Consider the following 17,684-nt stretch of genomic DNA (forward strand, 5'->3'; position numbering starts at 1 on the left):
CTTTAACCTTTATAGCAAGAAAATTCTTTATTAAGATTAAAAATTTTACAATATTCACAATACACACAACTTACACTTCTTTTTGCACAAACTAATGGAATTTTACGCTTTTTAGCTTCATTTTTGATTTTTTTCATAGTATTATGATTTAAAAAGCTTGTTAACATTACTATACATTCTGTATCACAAGGAATCGGCTTGCGATTAACTCTATTTTCATTACGTGCATCCCAGTGTTCTATTTTTTTAGCACCTAAATCATGTAAAACAGCTCTAATAGGAGTGATTTCATCTGCACCAATAACCAAAACTGACATAAATTCTCCTTTGTGATTTTTAAAATATATTTTGATAATTATTATTATAATATAAAAAAACTAAATTTATTTTGAAATTTATTATCAATAAAATGCAATTATTCAGTTAATTTTAATTTTTAATAGATATAATTTACTAATTAATAAAATTTATTATTTAGGAGAAAACAATGAAAAAATTGACTAACGATTTTGGAAACATTATAGCTGATAACCAAAATTCATTAAGCGCAGGCGCAAAAGGACCTTTACTTATGCAAGATTATCTTTTGCTTGAAAAACTTGCTCATCAAAATAGAGAAAGAATTCCAGAAAGAACCGTTCATGCTAAGGGAAGTGGAGCTTATGGCGAAATAAAAATTACAGCAGACTTAAGTGCTTATACCAAAGCTAAAATTTTTCAAAAAGGCGAAGTTACTCCATTATTTTTACGCTTTTCAACAGTAGCAGGTGAAGCAGGTGCAGCAGATGCTGAACGCGATGTGAGAGGTTTTGCTATTAAATTTTACACTAAAGAAGGAAACTGGGACTTGGTAGGAAATAACACTCCGACATTCTTCATCCGCGATGCTTATAAATTCCCTGATTTCATCCATACTCAAAAAAGAGATCCAAGAACTCATCTAAGAAGTAATAATGCTGCTTGGGATTTTTGGAGTTTATGTCCTGAAAGTTTACATCAAGTAACCATTCTTATGAGCGATAGAGGAATTCCTGCAAGTTATCGTCATATGCATGGATTTGGAAGCCATACTTATAGTTTTATTAATGATAAAAATGAAAGATTTTGGGTGAAATTCCATTTTAAAACCCAACAAGGGATTAAAAATCTTACCAACCAAGAAGCTGCCGAGCTTATAGCAAAAGATAGAGAAAGTCATCAAAGAGATCTCTATAATGCTATAGAAAATAAAGATTTTCCAAAATGGAAAGTTCAAGTTCAAATTCTTGCTGAAAAAGATATAGAAAAACTTGGATTTAATCCTTTTGATTTAACAAAAATTTGGCCTCATAGTTTTGTACCTTTGATGGATATAGGCGAAATGATTCTAAACAAAAATCCTCAAAATTATTTTAATGAAGTTGAACAAGCTGCCTTTAGTCCAAGCAATATCGTTCCTGGAATTGGCTTTAGCCCTGATAAAATGTTGCAAGCTAGAATTTTTTCATATCCTGATGCACAAAGATATAGAATAGGAACTAATTATCATCTTTTACCAGTAAATCGTGCAAAAAGCGAAGTGAATACTTACAATGTCGCTGGTGCTATGAATTTTGATAGTTATAAAAATGATGCTGCTTATTATGAACCAAACAGCTATGATAATAGCCCAAAAGAAGACAAAAGCTATCTTGAACCTGATTTAGTCTTAGAAGGCGTAGCACAAAGATATGCTCCACTAGATAATGACTTTTATACTCAACCAAGAGCTTTATTTAATCTTATGAATGATGATCAAAAAACTCAACTTTTTCATAATATCGCCGCTTCTATGGAAGGAGTTGATGAAAAAATTATCACTAGAGCTTTAAAACATTTTGAAAAAATTTCACCTGATTATGCAAAAGGAATTAAAAAAGCTTTAGAAAAATAATTTTTACTTGCCACTTTTGGTGGCAAACTAAAGATTATAATAATTAAGGAAAAACAATGACAACTCTTAGTTTAGAAGAAGAAAAAAGATTTGAAGAGCTTTGCAAAATGGCTTTTAATTTTGCAAGAAATAATGAATGTGAAAATCTTAAAATCATGATAGAAGCAGGTTTAAATGTAAATTTAAAAACTCATAAAGGCGATAGCTTGCTTATGCTTGCAGCTTATAATAATTCTTATGAAAGCGCTAAAATGCTTTTAGAAAAAGGTGCAAAAGTAGATGAAAAAAACGATCGTGGACAAACCCCATTAGCGGGAGTTTGTTTTAAAGGATACTTACCTATGTGTGAACTTTTAGTTAAATATGGAGCAAATATTGATGAAAACAATGGTTTAGGAATGACACCTTATACTTTTGCTATTATGTTTGGACGCAAAGATGTGGCAGAATTTTTACTCAAAAAATCTAAAAATAATTTTTTAAAGAAAATAAGCCTAAAAATACTAAAATTTATCAAAAAATTTTAGTTATTTTTTAAATTTCTTCAGATACCTATAGACACTAGGTTCTGAAATTTTTAAAAATTTTGCTACGATAGGAACCGCCCCTTTTATATTAAAAATACCTTTTTCATATAGCTTTTCAGCAATTTCTTCTTTTTGAGTAATGCTTAATTGATAATCAGAATTTAAATAACTAGAATCTACGCTTTGAACTAAAATATCCTCTATCGAGTGACTTAATGTTTCTATACTTGAATCATTTTGAGAAAAACTAATATTTCCTAAAATATCACCCATATCTCCAATTTTTTCTAAATCAATCATCTTGCATATTAAATCTCTCATAATGCTAGTATCATGATTGATACACAAAATACCTACTAATTTGTCATGATTTTTAATAAAAAAAGTAGATCCTCTAATTAATTTTGATTTTCCAACAAGAGCCTTATAATCACATAAAAAATCTTTTTCTAAATATTTTTTATTTTGCATAAGCTCACTTGCAAAAGCAGTCAAGGGAGAATCTAAACTTCTTCCACTAATATGACTGTTAGCAATTGCTGCAATATAGGCCCCATCTTCAGTAATTACATGAAAAACTATCTCATATTGCTCACCTAAAACTTCTCCTAAAAAATATGTCAACTTTATAAATTGTTGTTTTTGTCCCTCATCCATAAAACTGCCTTCAATAAAAAATTAATATAATATTAAATTCTACTCTTTATACTTTAAAACATTTCTTAAAAATAAAATTTTATTATTATGATAATAAACTATTGACAAATTATTATTGTAGTGATAAAATGCATTCTGCTTAATCTATATTTAACAAAGGAGAATTCATGTCAAACTATCCAAAGGCCATTGGTCCATACTCAGCTTACAGAGAAGTAAATGGACTTTTATTTATATCAGGACAACTTCCTATCAACCCTGCTTCAGGAGAAATAGAAAGCTCTGATATCAAAGAACAAACCAAACAATCTTTAAAAAATATCGGTGCTATCTTAGAAGAAAATGGTATCAGTTATGATAAAGTGATTAAAACCACTTGCTTTTTAGCTGATATTAATGATTTTGTAGCATTCAATGAAATTTATGCTGAATTTTTTAAAGCTCCTTATCCAGCAAGAAGTGCTTTTGCGGTAAAAGATCTACCAAAAAAAGCTAAAGTAGAGATAGAGATCATCGCTCAAAAAGGATAAAACATGCTAGGTATTGTTTTTTCTTTATTTAGTGTTTTTTTGCTTGTTTTTATGCTTTATAAAAAAATCAATGCTCACATGGCATTGCTTTTAAGTGGTTTACTTTTACTTTCCTTAGCTGCTCTTTTTGGACTTTCTCCACATATTGTCGCTAAAGGTTCTTTAAATTTAGGTTTTTTTGATATTTTTCAAGTTTTCAATCAAACCATGTCAAGTACATTAGTAGGGCTTGGACTTACACTTATGACTATAGCAGGTTTTTCTGCTTATATGGATCATGTTGGGGCTTCTTATACACTCTTTAAAGTTTTTGAAAAACCTTTAAAAATGGTAAAGTCCCCTTATATCTTACTTTTAGTTGCATATTTTATCGTGCAATTTTTGGTTCTTTTTATCCCTTCTCACGCAGGTTTGGCACTTTTACTTATGGTTACTATGTATCCTATACTTGTACTTCTGGTGTTTCAAAACTTTCTGCCTTAAGTGTGATTGCGATTTGTCAATATATCGATCATGGACCTGGAAGTGGAAATGTGATCATGGCATCAAAAGTAGCTGAAGTTGATCCTGCAATTTATTTTGTTCATTATCAACTCCCTACAACCTTGCCTATCATTATAGCTGTAGGTATTGCGATATATCTTTGCAATAAATTTTTTGACAAAAAAGATAATTTTGCCTTCAATGCACAAGAAATTGAAAAAGAACTAAATGAAAATGAAGGTAAAGAAAAAGAACTTAAAAAGCCTCCTAGAATTTATGCGATTTTACCTATAATTCCTTTGGTTTTAATCCTAGGATTTAGTTCCGTGCTTGATAGCATCTTGGTTTTAATGGGAATAAGTAGTGCCCAAGAAGTTAAAGCAGCTGCTAGCACTGCAATTAAAATGAATGTTCCAGTAAGCAATGGTGATTTCAACTTTTGTGGCTATTATTTTTGAAATGATACGCTATAAAAGCGTTGTAGAAACTCTTAATTCTATTATGATTTTCTTTAAAGGAATGGGACATTTATTTGTTATCACAGTTTCACTCATCGTTTGCGGTCAAGTATTTGCAAGTGGTCTTTTATCTGTAGGTTTTGTAGATACTTTAATAGAATTTTGCAAAAATGCAGGATTTGGAGTTTTGGCTATTATTATCGCCGTTTCAATCTTGCTTGCGGTTTGTGCTTTCTTAATGGGTTCAGGAAATGCGGCATTTTTTAGCTTTGCTCCACTTATCCCAAATATAGCAAAACACTTTGGAGTTGAAACTATCACCATGATAGCACCAATTCAAATCATGACGGGCTTTGGAAGATGTGTTAGTCCTATTGCACCAGCGATCTTAGCTATCTCAGCTATTGCAAAAGTAAGTCCTTTTGCCGTAGTTAAAAGAACAGCTATTCCTATGCTTGTAGCGGCTATTGTAAATGTTATTATGACTTATATTTATCTTTAAAAAGGAGAAAAAATGAACTCAAAAACTAAACTTATTCATTGTGGCAGAGGCGATCAAGGTGCTGAAGTAAGATCAGTCAATCCTACACTTATGCGTGCATCAACCATACTTTTTAAAGATCACGCAACTTGGAAAAATACAGAGAATTAAGAAAAACAGATCGTGTTTTAAGCTATGGAGCTAGAGGAACAACAACCAATTTTGAACTTGAAAAACTTATTTGCACTCTAGAGGGTGGTTATAGAGCACAACTTTTTCCAACAGGACTTGCAGCATTAGCCATGGTACTTTTAAACTATGCAAGCAAAGATGCACATTTTTTAATCACTGATGCAATTTATGGGCCTGTAAGAACGATTTGCGAATTATTTTTAGACAAAATAGGCGTTGAAATTGATTTTTTAAAAGCTGATGCAAGTGATATAGAAGAAAAAATCAAACCTAATACCAAGCTTATCCTATGCGAAAGTCCAGGTTCTATACTTTATGAAATCATAGATTTACCAAAACTTTGCAAAATTGCTCATGCATATAATATCCCTGTAGCTATTGACAATACTTATTCTAGTGGATATTTTCTAAATCCTTTAGAACTTGGAGTAGACATTTCAGTTATCGCCGCTACAAAATATCTTAGTGGACACTCTGATGTAACCATGGGTATAGTAGTAATCAACGAAAAAGAATGGAAAAATTTTGACAAACTTCCAGAAGCTTTAGGCTTTACAACAAGTCCTGATGATGCTTACTTAGTACTTCGTGGTATGAGAACACTAGATGTAAGAATGAAAGCTCATGAAAAAAGTGCTGATGAAATTGTAGAGTTTTTACAAAGCAGAAAAGAAATTAAAACAATTTTCTATCCAAAACTCAAATCCCACCCAAATCATGAAATTTTCATGCGTGATCATAAAGGTGCAAATGGTATGATTACCATAGAATTTGCAGAAGGTTATAACAAAGATGATGCTATTAAATTTGTAGATAAACTAGAATACTTTTCAATTGGTGCTAGCTGGGGTGGATATGAAAGCTTAGCCACCGTAACTACTCCGCCTAGAACTGCAACAGACCTAAGTGCAAGAGGGCTATTTGTAAGATTTCATATAGGTCTTGAAGATACTAAAGATTTAATTGCTGATTTAACACAAGCTTTTGATAGTATTAAAAAATAAGGAGATAAGATGACAGGAATTAGCGTATTTGATCATAGATTACTAGCAGACTCATGGAGCACGCAGGAAATGCGTGCTATTTTTTGCGAACAAAACCGCATACAAAAATGGCTCGATGTTGAAGCAGCTTTAGCAAAAGCACAAGCAAAACTTAAAATTATCCCTAAAAAAGCAGCTGATGAGATCGCAAAAAAAGCTCATTATAAATTTATGGATATGGACTTTATCTTTGCTGAATTTAAAAAGACCAAACACCCTTTAGTTCCTACTGTAAGAGGATTAGAAAAAGCTTGCGATAATAATTTAGGCGAATATGTACATTTTAGAGTAACCACTCAAGATATCATCGATACAGGACTGGTTTTACAATTTAAAGAAGCAATGACTCTTGTAAAAAGCGAATTAAAAGCTATCGCAAAAGCCTTAGCGAAACTAGCTAAAACCCATAAAAACACTGCTATGATGGGAAGAACTCTTGCTTTACAAGCTTTACCGATCACCTTTGGGCATAAGGTAGCCATCTGGCTTAGCGAGCTTGATCGTCATTTTGAAAGAATACTTGAACTTGAAAAAAGACTTTATGTAGGCAGCATAGTAGGAGCTGTTGGAACCAAGGCGAGTTTAAGCGATGAATGCAACGAAGTAGAAAAGCTAACTTTAGAGAATTTAGGACTTGAAGTGCCTAATATCTCTTGGCAGAGCACACGTGATCGCTTTATAGAGCTTGGTTTTGTACTAGGCAATATCAATGCAACTTTTAACAAAATCGCTCATCAATTACTCATACTCTCACACAATGAAATCGATGAAGTAGCAGAACCTTTTGGCAAAGGACAAGTAGGATCTAGCACTATGCCACACAAAAGAAATCCTGCAGTAAGCGAAAATGCAGTTACAGTAAGCAATGCCTTTAAGGCAAATTTAGGCATTTTAAGCGATATTGAAAGACACGAGCATGAAAGAGATGGGCAAGTTTGGAAAATGGAATGGAAACTTTTACCTGAAATGTTTTTAATGCTTTCTGTGGTTTTAGCAAATATGAAATTTGCTCTTAGTGACCTAGAAGTTAAAAAAGATAAAATGCTTAAAAATCTTGACACTCTTAAAGGCTTTGTACTGGCAGAACGCGTTATGTTTGCACTAAGCGATCATTACGGCAAACAACACGCTCATGAAATCGTTTATGAAAACGCTATGCTAGGTATCGAACAACAAAAAACTTTCAAAGAAGTATTGCTTGCAGATACAAGAGTATCTCAAGTCTTAAAAGAAAAAGATATCGATGCTTTACTTGATGCAACAAGTTATGTAGGATATGCACCAAAACTTGTAGATGAATTTTTGGCAAAAATCAAAAATAGCGCTATCTTAAAATAGGAAAAATCATGTTCTATAGCGAAATTTTGGCGGATTTTATTTTCAATCTTCAGTATGAAAATATCCCTAATACAGTTGTTCAAAGAGCTAAAGAGCTTATGCTTGATAGCCTTGGAACGGCTATAGCAGCGAGTAAGGAAGAATGCGTTTTAAATGCCTTTAAAGCTTTTGAAAATTTAAGCACAGAAAAAAATACCCCTGTATGGGTACATGATAAAAAATTAGATCCCATTTATGCAGCCATGCTAAATGGCATTGCTTCTCATGCACTTGATTTTGATGATACGCATACAGAAGCTATTTTGCACGCAAGTGCGATTTTAACTCCTCTTTGTTTAAGTTATGGTTTTCATGTTAGCAAAGATGCGAAAAAAATCATCAAAGCTTTTATAATAGGCTGGGAAATTGCAGCTAGAGTAGGCATTGCAAGCAAAGGCACTTTTCATAAGCGTGGTTTTCATACCACTGCTATTGCAGGAATTTTTGGAAGTGTGAGTGCAAGTGCAATCTTGCTGGATCTTAACAAAGAACAAATCATCAATGCTTTAGGACTTGCTGGAAGTTTTGCAAGTGGGATTAATGAGTTCTTATCCAATGGCTCTAATTCAAAAGTCTTACATATAGCAAATGCCATTAAAAATGGAATTTTAATCGCTAACTTTGCTAAAAATAACATGAGTGAACCTCTAAGCATTTTTAAAGGTAGGGATAATATCTTTAAATGTTTTGGTATAGAACAAGAATGCGATAAAACAGAACTTGATAAAGGCTTGGGTGAAATTTAGCAAAGTATGCAAGTTTCTATAAAGCCTTATCCAAGCTGCCATTTTGCTCATGGTCTTATTGATTGTGCCATAGCTTTAAAAAATGATGGCTTAAAAGCAGATGAAATCAAAAGCATTCGTTGTTTTGTAGATGAAGTTCCTATTTCTTTTATTTGCGATCCTTTAGAAGCAAAATACACTCCAAACAGTGCTTATGAGGCCAAATTTTCCATGCCTTTTTTAATGGCTCTAGGATTCTTTGATGGTAAAATCACTCTTGAATCTTATGAAAATTTAAAGCGTGAAGAAGTACTAGAATTTGCTAAAAAAATCAGTTACAAAAAAAGGAAATCTCAAGGCTTTCCAAAATATTTTCCAGGGCATTTAGAAGCCAGTTTGCAAGATGGACGCATAATCCAAAAAGATGTTTTTATCAATAAAGGTAATTTTGATAATCCACTAAGTTTTGAAGAATTAAAAGCTAAATTTTTAGCCAATGCACAAATTTACCTTGATAATACTAAAGCTAACAAAATTCTAGATCAAATCATCAATCTAGAAAATTTAAACCACTTTTCTTTTTAAATATTTATCCTTCTTTTTACAAGAAGGATAATTTCATTACACTTTTTTATTATAATATTTATTATTAATTTAGGAATTACAATGACTTTAAACGAGTTAAAAGATGGACAAAAGGCTATTATTGTCAATTTAAACGCTCACAAAGAACTCAAAAATAGACTTTTAAGCTTTGGATTTATTAAAAATAAAAACTTGAAAAAAATTCACTCCTCTTTAAAAAATGCCACCATAATGGTAGAACTTGATACAAGTTGTGTTATCCTAAGATCTGATGAAGCTAAAACCATAGAAGTGAATCTTATATGAAAAAAATCAAAATAGCTCTTGTAGGTCAGCCTAATGTAGGCAAAAGTCTTCTTATTAATGCACTTTGCAAAGCCAATATGAAAGTAGGAAATTTTAGCGGAGTTACTATAGAAAAAGCAAGCGCAAAAACTTTTTATAAAAACTATGAATTTGAAGTCATTGATTTGCCAGGAACTTATTCTTTAGATGGATATAGCGAAGAAGAAAAAATCACACGTCATTTTTTAAATCAAAATGACTATGATGTTATTGTTAATGTTTTAGATGCTACCAATTTAGAACGCAATCTTATCCTTAGTGCAGAACTTTTAAGCCTTAATAAAAAAATGCTTTTAGCTTTAAATATGTGCGATGAAGCCAAAAAAGAAGGTATAGAGCTTGACACTTCTATTTTAAGCCAAGAATTTCAAAGTCAAGTTGTTGAAATTTCAGCAAAAACAAAAGAAAATTTAGAACTTTTGCTGCAAAAAATTATTATTTTATTTGAAAGTAAATTTATTCCAAGATCTCAATTTTACACTCCGCTTTGCGAAAAAAGTCCGGAAAAAGAAGATTTATTATATTTTATTAATGAACTTTCAAAAAAAATTATTACACACAAAAAAGAAGAAAGAAATTTAACCAAAAAAATCGATGCCTTACTTATCCATAAATTCTTTGGCTTACCTATATTTTTATTTTTAATGTGGCTTTTATTTCAACTCACCTTTAGCTTAGGGCAAATTCCTATGGATTATATAGAATCGGGCTTTAATACCTTAGGTGAATTTGTTAAAAACAATATTTCTAATACCTTTATCGCTTCAGCTTTGGCTGATGGGATTATCGCAGGTGTTGGTGCTGTGATACTTTTTTTGCCTAATATAATGATTTTATTTTTAGGCATAGCTCTTTTAGAAACCACAGGCTATATGTCAAGAGTAGCTTTTTTACTTGATGGGATTTTACATAAATTTGGTTTGCATGGTAAAAGTTTTATTCCGCTAATCACTGGTTTTGGTTGTTCGGTACCTGCTTTTATGGCTACACGCACTCTTAAGAACAAAAGAGATAGGCTTTTAACTCTTTTTGTGATCAATTTTATGAGTTGTGGAGCAAGACTTCCTGTATATGTGCTTTTTATCGGTGCTTTTTTTCCAAGTGAAAAAGCAGGAAATTATCTTTTTGGAATTTATATTTTAGGTGCGATTTTAGGACTTTGTGCTGCAAAATTTTTAAGAATGACAGCATTTCGTGGACTTGATGAACCTTTTGTTATGGAAATGCCAAAATATCGTATGCCAAATTGGCATTTAGTTTGGTTTATGGTTTATAATAAAGCCAAAATGTATCTTAAAAAAGCAGGAACTTTCATACTTTTGGCCTCTTTGCTCATATGGTTTGCTAGCAATTTTCCAAAAAGTGAAGAAAATTTAAATGATTTTAATGCTCAAGAAAGAGCTATAGAACAAAGTTATTTAGGACAATTTGGCAAAGGCATAGAACCTATTTTTCAACCCCTTGAGTTAGATTGGAAATTAAGCGTATCTTTAATCAGTGGTTTGGCTGCTAAAGAAGTGATGATCTCAACTATGGGCGTGCTTTATTCACTAGGAAAAGATGTAGATGAAACAAATAATGATTTAAAAGGAATTATCGCTAAAAACATACCTATACCAAGTGCAGTGGCTTTTATTTTATTTGTAATGATTTATAATCCTTGCTTTGCAGCAACTATAGTTTTTTCAAAAGAAAGTGGAAAGCTAAAATACACTCTCTTTCTATTTCTTTTTACCTGTACAAGTGCTTATATAGTAGCTTTTATAGGACTTCATATTGCTAAAATTTTATTAAATTAACTTGCTTTTAATGATGAAATTTTAGCGATATTATCTTCAAAAGCTTTTAAAATGCTATAAGCAACACCTTCAAAATCAAGTCCACCGCAAAGATAGATTAAAGTCATACGAAAAGATTTACTCACATCAAGCTTTGGTTTTTCAGCGTTCATATTTAACTTAAAATCATAAGGACTTGCATGTTTAAAAGCGTAATTTTTTGCCACAATTAAAAAATCATTCTTATCTTTTAAAAATGCGCCTTTAACTAAAATAAAGCTTATCTCAAGATATTTCCAAAAATCTTTTGAAGGCATAGGATTTTCATCAAAATTTTGTTCTATAAAAGCATAGTTTTTTTCAAAAGATTTTTTATAATTTTCTACAAGCAAAGCACCTAATTTATTTTTAGCTATATTTTGTAAAATAAGTTTTATATTGCTTTCAAATTCAAAATCTATTTGTTCTAAAATTTTAATTTGCTCTTCTAGAAAAAATTCTTGTTTTAACTCTTCATTGCAAAGTTTAGCGTAAGAAAAAATATTTGCCATAGGTTTTTCATAATTCCCAAACTCATCCCAAAAATTTTTCTCACTACAGGCTATACAACCATGTCCTGCAGCCACTGGCCAAGAAGTTTTAGCATTAAATTTCACTTTAGGACAGTTGTTGTAAGTATAAGGTCCTTTACAACCTATCTTAAATAAACAAGCTCCATTCTTTGCAGCTTCATCGTCAAAATGTTCAGCAAAAATCCCGCTTTCAAATTTCGCCTTTCTTTCACACATATCATGCAAACATTTACCATAAGCCCACACAGGACGATTTTGCTCATCAAGTTCAGGCAAAACTCCAAATAAAGCAAAAAAACTTAAAGTCGCAATGATATTTATATCACTTGGAGGACAACCTGGAATATTTACTACTTTCTGACTTAAAACTTCGCTAATACCACAAGTTTTACTAGGATTTGGATAAGCAGCCTGAATACCACCATAACTTGAACAAGTACCCACTGCAAAGATAGCCTTGGCTTTAGCGGCTAGTTTTTCTAAAATTTCATAGCCACTCTCTCCTTGCGCTCCTATAGTAAGAAAAAAGGTATCAATGGCTGCAACACCACCTTCAACCGCTAAAATAAAATCTTCTTCTAAAACATACTCTAAAAGCTCTTCAGCCTTAGTGCCATTTGCCGCCATTAAAGTTTCATGATATTCTAAAGAAAAAAAATCAAAAATAAGCTCATCAAAACTTGGCAACTCAGAACGCAACAAACTCTCGCTACACCCTGTACATTCACAAAGATGAAGCCATACTAACTTTGTTTTAGGTGCGATTTGAAAAAATCTTTGAGCAAGAGCTGGAATTTCATTGCCTAAAGATAAATGCCTAGCAAGAATTTTTACACTTTCTTCATTGATAACCTTGTCCTCTTTTAAAGTAGAATTCTCAAGTTTTTTAATGCGATCTTCAAGTATATTTTTTAATTCTTCATTGCTAAGCTTTGCCATTTTTTATCCTTTTTGATTATCCCAACAAAGAACAGTTTGCCCTTCTTCATTTTTTTCAACATCGCCCATACCCATGATGTTATATCCTGCATCAACATAATGTATTTCACCTGTAACACCATTTGCTAAATCGCTAAGTAAATACATAGCCGAATTACCTACATCTTCTATACTAACATTGCGTTTTAAAGGAGAATTGATTTCATTGTATTTTAAAATCATTCTAAAATCCCCTATTCCACTTGCTGCCAAAGTTTTAATAGGACCTGCTGAAATAGCATTAACACGAATTCCTTTTACTCCTAGATCTCTTGCTAAATAACGCACAGAACTTTCAAGTGCGGCTTTTGCTACACCCATAACATTATAATGAGGTACATATTTAACCCCACCAAGATAACTTAAAGTCAAAATCGAACCCTTATCTTTTAAAATAGGTAAAACCGCACGTGTTAAAGAAAGTAAAGAATACACAGAAGTTTGCATAGCTATATCAAAAGCTTCTTTTGAAGTTTCTAAAAAAGAATTTTCTAAAGCTTCTTTTGGAGCAAAAGCAACCGCATGCACTACAAAATCAATCTCGCCTAAATCTTTTTTGATTTTTTCAGCGATAGAATCTAAATGCTCGTTATTATTTACATCAAGCTCATAAACAAAATTAGAATTAAACTCTTGTGCTATAGGTTCTACGCGTTTTTTTAAAGCATCATTTAAAAAAGTAAAAGCAAGCTCGGCTCCTTGATCAAAACATGCTTTTGCTATGCCATAAGCAATAGATTTATTATTTGCAACCCCTACAATAAGGCCTTTTTTACCCTTCATAATCATCTTTTATCCTTTGATTAATTTTATAAAATTTTCTACTTTTAAAGCTGCAGAGCCTATCAAAACTCCACCACAATGATTTACACTTAAAATTTCTTTGATATTATTTTCATTCACACTTCCACCATAAAGCAAAGGTACTTTGGTTAAACTCGCTAAAAATTCAAGCACTTTAGCGATATCTGTACTTTGTGCGCTCACTCCCGTTCCTATAGAATAAATAGGCTCATAAGCGATGATGAGTTTTTCATAATTTAAATCAATAATTTCAAGTTGTTTTTTTAAAAACTCTAAAGTCTTGCCTGAATTTTTTGTATCTAAATTTTCACCTATACAAAAAACAATTTTATAACCATGCTCTTTAGCAAAATCAAATTTAGCCTTAATAAATTCTTCATCTCCTAAAGCTCTTCTTTCAGAATGCCCGATTAAGACACATTTAATCCCAAATTCGTCCAAATGTTCTTTTCCAAGCTCGCCTGTAAAAGCACCATTAACACAAGGATAAAAATTTTGCGCTCCTTGTATGAAGTTATTTTCATTTTCTAAAAATGCTATACTAGGTGGAAAAACGATAATATCATCGCATTTTACCCCCATAGTTTTATTTAAAATTTTAGCATAAATTTTAAAGCTTGCTCTTGTGTGATTGCATTTTAAATTTGCAGCAAAGATCATTCATTTTCCTTAGATCTTAAAGCTTTTACACCTGGAAGTTCTTTGCCTTCTATAAGTTCAAGAGAAGCACCACCTCCAGTAGAAATAAAAGTCATTTCATCTGCATCACCTGCACGCGCAACCACATCAGCCGTATCACCGCCTCCAACAACAGAAGTTGCATGTCCTTCGCTGATATAATGACTCATTTTAATGCTACCTTTTGAAAATTTATCAATTTCAAAAACACCCATAGGTCCATTCCACCAAATCGTTTGCGCATCAGAAATCACCTCCTTAAAAAGTCTCACACTCGCAGGTCCTATATCTAAACCCATCCAACCATTTGGAATTTCTTGCGCTGGAACAAATTTCATCGGCGCATCTTGTGAGCACGCAGGAGCGGCTACAACATCTACTGGAAGATAAATTTTCACTCCTAAATTTTTACCCTTGGTAAGAATTTTATTAGCTTCTTCTAAAAGTTCTTCTTCTAAAAGTGAATTTCCTATATCATAACCTAAAGCTTTTAAAAAAGTAAATGCCATACCTCCGCCTATGATTAATTTATCTACCTTTGGTAATAAATTTGTCAATGCTTGAAGTTTTCCACTTACCTTTGAACCTCCAACAACAGCGACAAAAGGACGTGCTGGATGTTTGATAAGATTGCTTGCAAAATCAATTTCTTTTTGGAGTAAAAATCCTGCGCCTTTGTGTTTTTCATCAAAAAATTTAGTAATCGCCTCTACACTAGAATGTGCTCTATGGCATACTCCAAAAGCATCATTGATATAAACTTGAACCATAGAAGCAAGTTCTTTGGCTAAATTTTCATCATTTTTAGTTTCGCCTTTTTCAAAACGCAAATTTTCAAGAAGTAAAATTTCACCCGCTTTTAAATTCATAGCTTTGGTTTTTGCATCTTCGCCGATAACATCTTTTGCCATAACAATTTCTTTATCTAAAAGTCTAGCAAGACGCTTAGCCACAGGTTCTAAAGAATATTTAGAGCTAATTTCTTTTGGACGCCCTAAATGAGAGGCTAAAATCACACTACAACCATTATCCAAACAATATCTTATCGTAGGAATAGCTGATCTTATGCGTCTATCATCAGTGATATTTAAAAAATCATCTTGAGGAACATTAAAATCACATCTTATAAAAACTTTTTTCTTAGCTAAATCAATGTCTTTTATAGAAATAATATCACTCATGATTAAGCCTTATTTGCAATATATACTGCCATATCTACTAGACGACTTGAATAGCCCCATTCATTATCATACCAAGCAATTACCTTGATAAAATCATCCGCAATCACTTGAGTTAAATCACTTGCTACAATAGCTCCATAAGAACAAGTGATAAAATCGCTTGAAACTCTTTCATCATCATCTACCATTAAAATGCCTTTTAAATTTGTAGCTGCAGCTTTTCTGAAAGCTTCATTGATTTCATCTTTGCTAACTTTACGGCTTAGTTGTGCAGTTAAATCCACGCTTGATACATCAATCACTGGCACACGCATACTTTGTCCATGAAGCTTGCCATTAAGTTCAGGCATAACAAGTTTCATAGCTTTTGCTGCGCCTGTAGAAGTTGGAATGATATTTTGCGCTGCAGCACGAGAACGGCGTTTATCTTTAGCTTTAGCATCAATAATACTTTGTCCATTTGTATAAGCATGTATTGTTGTCATAAGTCCTTTTTCTATGCCAAAATTATCTTGTAAAACACGACAAACAGGACCTAAACAATTTGTTGTACAACTTGCATTAGAAATAATGCTTTCACCCTTGTAAAGTTCTGAATTTACTCCTAAAACATAAGTAGGAGTATCATCTTTTGCAGGAGCACTCATGATCACTTTTTGTACTCCCATATCTATAAATTCTTGACATTTTGCCATAGTTAAATGCGCTCCTGTGCACTCTAAAACAATTTGTGCGCCGTGTTTTGCAAAGTCAAGATCTTTTACATTGCGACTTTTAAATACTTTGATTTTTTTACCATTTACCACTAAATCATCTCCTTCACTATCAACACTGCCTTTAAATTCACCATGTACTGTATCGTATTTAAAAAGGTATTTTGTAAGTTCAATATCCGTAGTATCATTTATCGCCACAAGCTCAATATCATTTCTTTCTAAGATGATTCTTGCAACACATCTGCCTATGCGTCCAAAACCATTTATAGCAACTTTTACAGCCATTTAATTTCCTTTTGCAAAATATAATGCTAATATTCTACAAAAAAAAGGTTAAAATTTTAATGAAGATAGCACTTTTTGGTGGCAGTTTTGATCCACCGCATAATGGTCATAATAGCGTTGTTTTAGAGGCTTTGGAAAAATTAGATATTGATAAACTTATTATTATGCCTACTTATATCAATCCTTTTAAACAAAGTTTTAGTGCTGATGAAAAGCAAAGATTCTTATGGGTTAAAAAACTTTGGGGACATTTGCCAAAAGTTGAAATTTGCGATTTTGAAATCAGGCAAAAACGCCCTGTTCCTAGCATAGAAAGTGTTAAGTATCTTTATAAGCTTTATAATCCTAGTAAATTTTATCTTTTAATTGGCGCAGATCATTTAGAAAAACTTCATCTTTGGCATGATTTTGAAAAACTCAATTCTTTAGTAGAATTTGTTATTGCCAATCGCAATGATATAGGAATTCCTAAGAATTTCAAAGATTTAAAAACCAATAAAAAAATCGCTTCTTCTTTCATACGCGACACTTTAAATACAAATGAGGTTTGTGAAGAAATTAAAGATGAAGTAAAAAAATATTATGAAAAATTACAAAAAAATTGATACAATTTCAAAAATTAAAGGACAATAATGCAAGAAAGAATAGATTTAATCGTTAAAATTTTAGATGAAAAAAAAGCTGAAAATATCAAAACCATTGACATGAGCGAGCAAGAATACTTTGTAAAATATGTCATTATTGCAGCTACTTTAGGAGAAAGACACGCTCTATCTTTGATCGATGAGCTTAAAACACGACTTAAAGCCAAAGGTGAGGAATTTTTAAACATAGATAGTAGTGAAGAATGGAGCGTGATTGATCTTGGTGATATTTTAATCCATCTTTTAACACCAGAACACAGAGGAATTTATAATATAGAAGAATTATTAGAAAATCTTAAAAAAGGTAGGGTTTAAAAAGGCTAAAATTTATTAGTCTTTTTAATTTTTAGAGATTATCGATATATTCTTTAATTTATTTTTTGATTTTCTCTTTTTGTTCTTTTAAAGCTTCTTTTTTAGCTTTATACTCAGCCTTGCTCATATAATCTTTTTGTTCTTTTAAAGCATCAAGTTCTTTTTCGATTTTTTCCACTTCTTGTTCTTTAAGTTTTTTAGCTTCTAACTTTTTATCATAAAACATAGGATCTTTAGCACAATCATTTTGTACTTGTTTTAAAGCAAGCTCTAAGCTTAAAGTTCTAGCTGTATCATTATGCGCTTTAGAAAAACTGATTTCTTTATTGATACGATCGATTTTTCTATCACATTCACTTGCACCAAAAGCAAAAGCACATAGTGTAAGTAGAATAAGTATTTTTTTCATTTTTAATTC

The 17,684-nt window shown here is 31.8% G+C and carries 16 protein-coding genes and 3 pseudogenes; 11 read left to right on the forward strand and 8 right to left on the reverse strand.

Annotated elements, in window-relative coordinates:
* Nucleotides 1-2: 2 nt before the first annotated feature.
* Nucleotides 3-317 (reverse strand): DUF2325 domain-containing protein, encoded by a 315-nt coding sequence (locus FBF02_RS06780; protein ID WP_002855637.1) that lies wholly within the window; start codon nucleotides 315-317, stop codon nucleotides 3-5.
* Between the two features lie 170 nt (nucleotides 318-487).
* On the opposite strand from FBF02_RS06780, the gene FBF02_RS06785 reads away from it, so the two are divergent.
* Both FBF02_RS06785 and FBF02_RS06790 read left to right on the forward strand, forming a co-directional pair.
* On the forward strand, nucleotides 488-1,912 hold the full coding sequence (locus FBF02_RS06785; RefSeq protein ID WP_002856117.1) for a catalase: 1,425 nt from the start codon (nucleotides 488-490) through the stop codon (nucleotides 1,910-1,912).
* Nucleotides 1,913-1,968: 56 nt separating this feature from the next.
* The gene (locus FBF02_RS06790) at nucleotides 1,969-2,439 is read left to right on the forward strand and encodes a Cj1386 family hemin-binding protein (RefSeq protein ID WP_002858381.1); all 471 of its coding nucleotides are present in this window, start codon (nucleotides 1,969-1,971) and stop codon (nucleotides 2,437-2,439) included.
* Here FBF02_RS06790 and FBF02_RS06795 read toward each other — a convergent pair whose 3' ends face one another.
* Nucleotides 2,440-3,096, reverse strand: a complete 657-nt coding sequence (locus FBF02_RS06795) for a transcriptional regulator (protein WP_002858310.1) — start codon at nucleotides 3,094-3,096, stop codon at nucleotides 2,440-2,442. It lies immediately after the preceding gene.
* A 167-nt stretch (nucleotides 3,097-3,263) separates the two neighbouring features.
* On the opposite strand from FBF02_RS06795, the gene FBF02_RS06800 reads away from it, so the two are divergent.
* The 7 genes and pseudogenes from FBF02_RS06800 (at nucleotide 3,264) to feoB (ending at nucleotide 11,114) form a co-directional block, all read left to right on the forward strand.
* A complete protein-coding gene (locus FBF02_RS06800) occupies nucleotides 3,264-3,626 on the forward strand; it encodes a RidA family protein (protein WP_002852401.1) in 363 nt (120 codons plus the stop codon).
* A gap of 3 nt (nucleotides 3,627-3,629) precedes the next feature.
* Nucleotides 3,630-5,069: pseudogene (gene dcuC / locus FBF02_RS06805) on the forward strand (C4-dicarboxylate transporter DcuC).
* 12 nt (nucleotides 5,070-5,081) lie between these two features.
* A pseudogene (locus FBF02_RS06810) lies at nucleotides 5,082-6,244 on the forward strand (PLP-dependent aspartate aminotransferase family protein).
* Between the two features lie 9 nt (nucleotides 6,245-6,253).
* Nucleotides 6,254-7,621: an adenylosuccinate lyase gene (gene purB, locus FBF02_RS06815; RefSeq protein ID WP_168940580.1), complete on the forward strand. Its 1,368-nt coding sequence runs from the start codon at nucleotides 6,254-6,256 to the stop codon at nucleotides 7,619-7,621.
* Nucleotides 7,622-7,629: 8 nt separating this feature from the next.
* Nucleotides 7,630-8,970, forward strand: a pseudogene (locus FBF02_RS06820) (MmgE/PrpD family protein).
* 81 nt (nucleotides 8,971-9,051) lie between these two features.
* On the forward strand, nucleotides 9,052-9,276 hold the full coding sequence (locus tag FBF02_RS06825; protein ID WP_002779147.1) for a ferrous iron transport protein A: 225 nt from the start codon (nucleotides 9,052-9,054) through the stop codon (nucleotides 9,274-9,276).
* A complete protein-coding gene (gene feoB, locus FBF02_RS06830) occupies nucleotides 9,273-11,114 on the forward strand; it encodes a ferrous iron transport protein B (RefSeq protein WP_002865443.1) in 1,842 nt (613 codons plus the stop codon). The genes FBF02_RS06825 and feoB overlap by 4 nt, the downstream gene beginning before the upstream one ends.
* Here feoB and FBF02_RS06835 read toward each other — a convergent pair.
* Genes FBF02_RS06835 through gap form a run of 5 tightly spaced genes read right to left on the reverse strand, consistent with a single transcriptional unit; the run spans nucleotide 11,111 to nucleotide 16,307 of the window.
* Nucleotides 11,111-12,604: a hydrogenase small subunit gene (locus tag FBF02_RS06835; protein ID WP_002858455.1), complete on the reverse strand. Its 1,494-nt coding sequence runs from the start codon at nucleotides 12,602-12,604 to the stop codon at nucleotides 11,111-11,113. The two genes, feoB and FBF02_RS06835, sit on opposite strands and share 4 nt — an antisense overlap.
* A gap of 3 nt (nucleotides 12,605-12,607) precedes the next feature.
* Entirely contained in the window at nucleotides 12,608-13,432 is an 825-nt protein-coding gene (fabI, locus tag FBF02_RS06840) for an enoyl-ACP reductase FabI (RefSeq protein ID WP_002780456.1), read from the reverse strand.
* Nucleotides 13,433-13,435: 3 nt separating this feature from the next.
* A complete protein-coding gene (locus FBF02_RS06845; protein WP_002855528.1) occupies nucleotides 13,436-14,107 on the reverse strand; it encodes a triose-phosphate isomerase in 672 nt (223 codons plus the stop codon).
* Nucleotides 14,104-15,306 carry a phosphoglycerate kinase gene (locus FBF02_RS06850; RefSeq protein WP_002855324.1) on the reverse strand — a complete coding sequence of 401 codons (1,203 nt, stop codon included), beginning with the start codon at nucleotides 15,304-15,306 and terminating at the stop codon, nucleotides 14,104-14,106. Before FBF02_RS06850 ends, FBF02_RS06845 begins: the two co-directional genes overlap by 4 nt.
* Before the next feature lie 2 nt (nucleotides 15,307-15,308).
* Nucleotides 15,309-16,307, reverse strand: coding sequence for a type I glyceraldehyde-3-phosphate dehydrogenase (gene gap, locus FBF02_RS06855; RefSeq protein ID WP_002780453.1), 999 nt, complete (start codon nucleotides 16,305-16,307; stop codon nucleotides 15,309-15,311).
* A gap of 59 nt (nucleotides 16,308-16,366) precedes the next feature.
* On the opposite strand from gap, the gene nadD reads away from it, so the two are divergent.
* The gene (nadD, locus tag FBF02_RS06860) at nucleotides 16,367-16,912 is read left to right on the forward strand and encodes a nicotinate (nicotinamide) nucleotide adenylyltransferase (protein ID WP_002780449.1); all 546 of its coding nucleotides are present in this window, start codon (nucleotides 16,367-16,369) and stop codon (nucleotides 16,910-16,912) included.
* 27 nt (nucleotides 16,913-16,939) lie between these two features.
* Nucleotides 16,940-17,266, forward strand: a complete 327-nt coding sequence (rsfS, locus tag FBF02_RS06865) for a ribosome silencing factor (RefSeq protein WP_002858238.1) — start codon at nucleotides 16,940-16,942, stop codon at nucleotides 17,264-17,266.
* Nucleotides 17,267-17,324: 58 nt separating this feature from the next.
* Here the strand turns inward: rsfS and FBF02_RS06870 are convergent, their stop codons facing one another.
* On the reverse strand, nucleotides 17,325-17,675 hold the full coding sequence (locus tag FBF02_RS06870) for a DUF1090 family protein (RefSeq protein WP_002858318.1): 351 nt from the start codon (nucleotides 17,673-17,675) through the stop codon (nucleotides 17,325-17,327).
* Nucleotides 17,676-17,684 lie beyond the last annotated feature (9 nt).

The sequence above is a fragment of the Campylobacter sp. CFSAN093226 genome (genome assembly GCF_012897595.1).
GTDB classification, from domain to species: Bacteria; Campylobacterota; Campylobacteria; order Campylobacterales; family Campylobacteraceae; genus Campylobacter_D; species Campylobacter_D jejuni.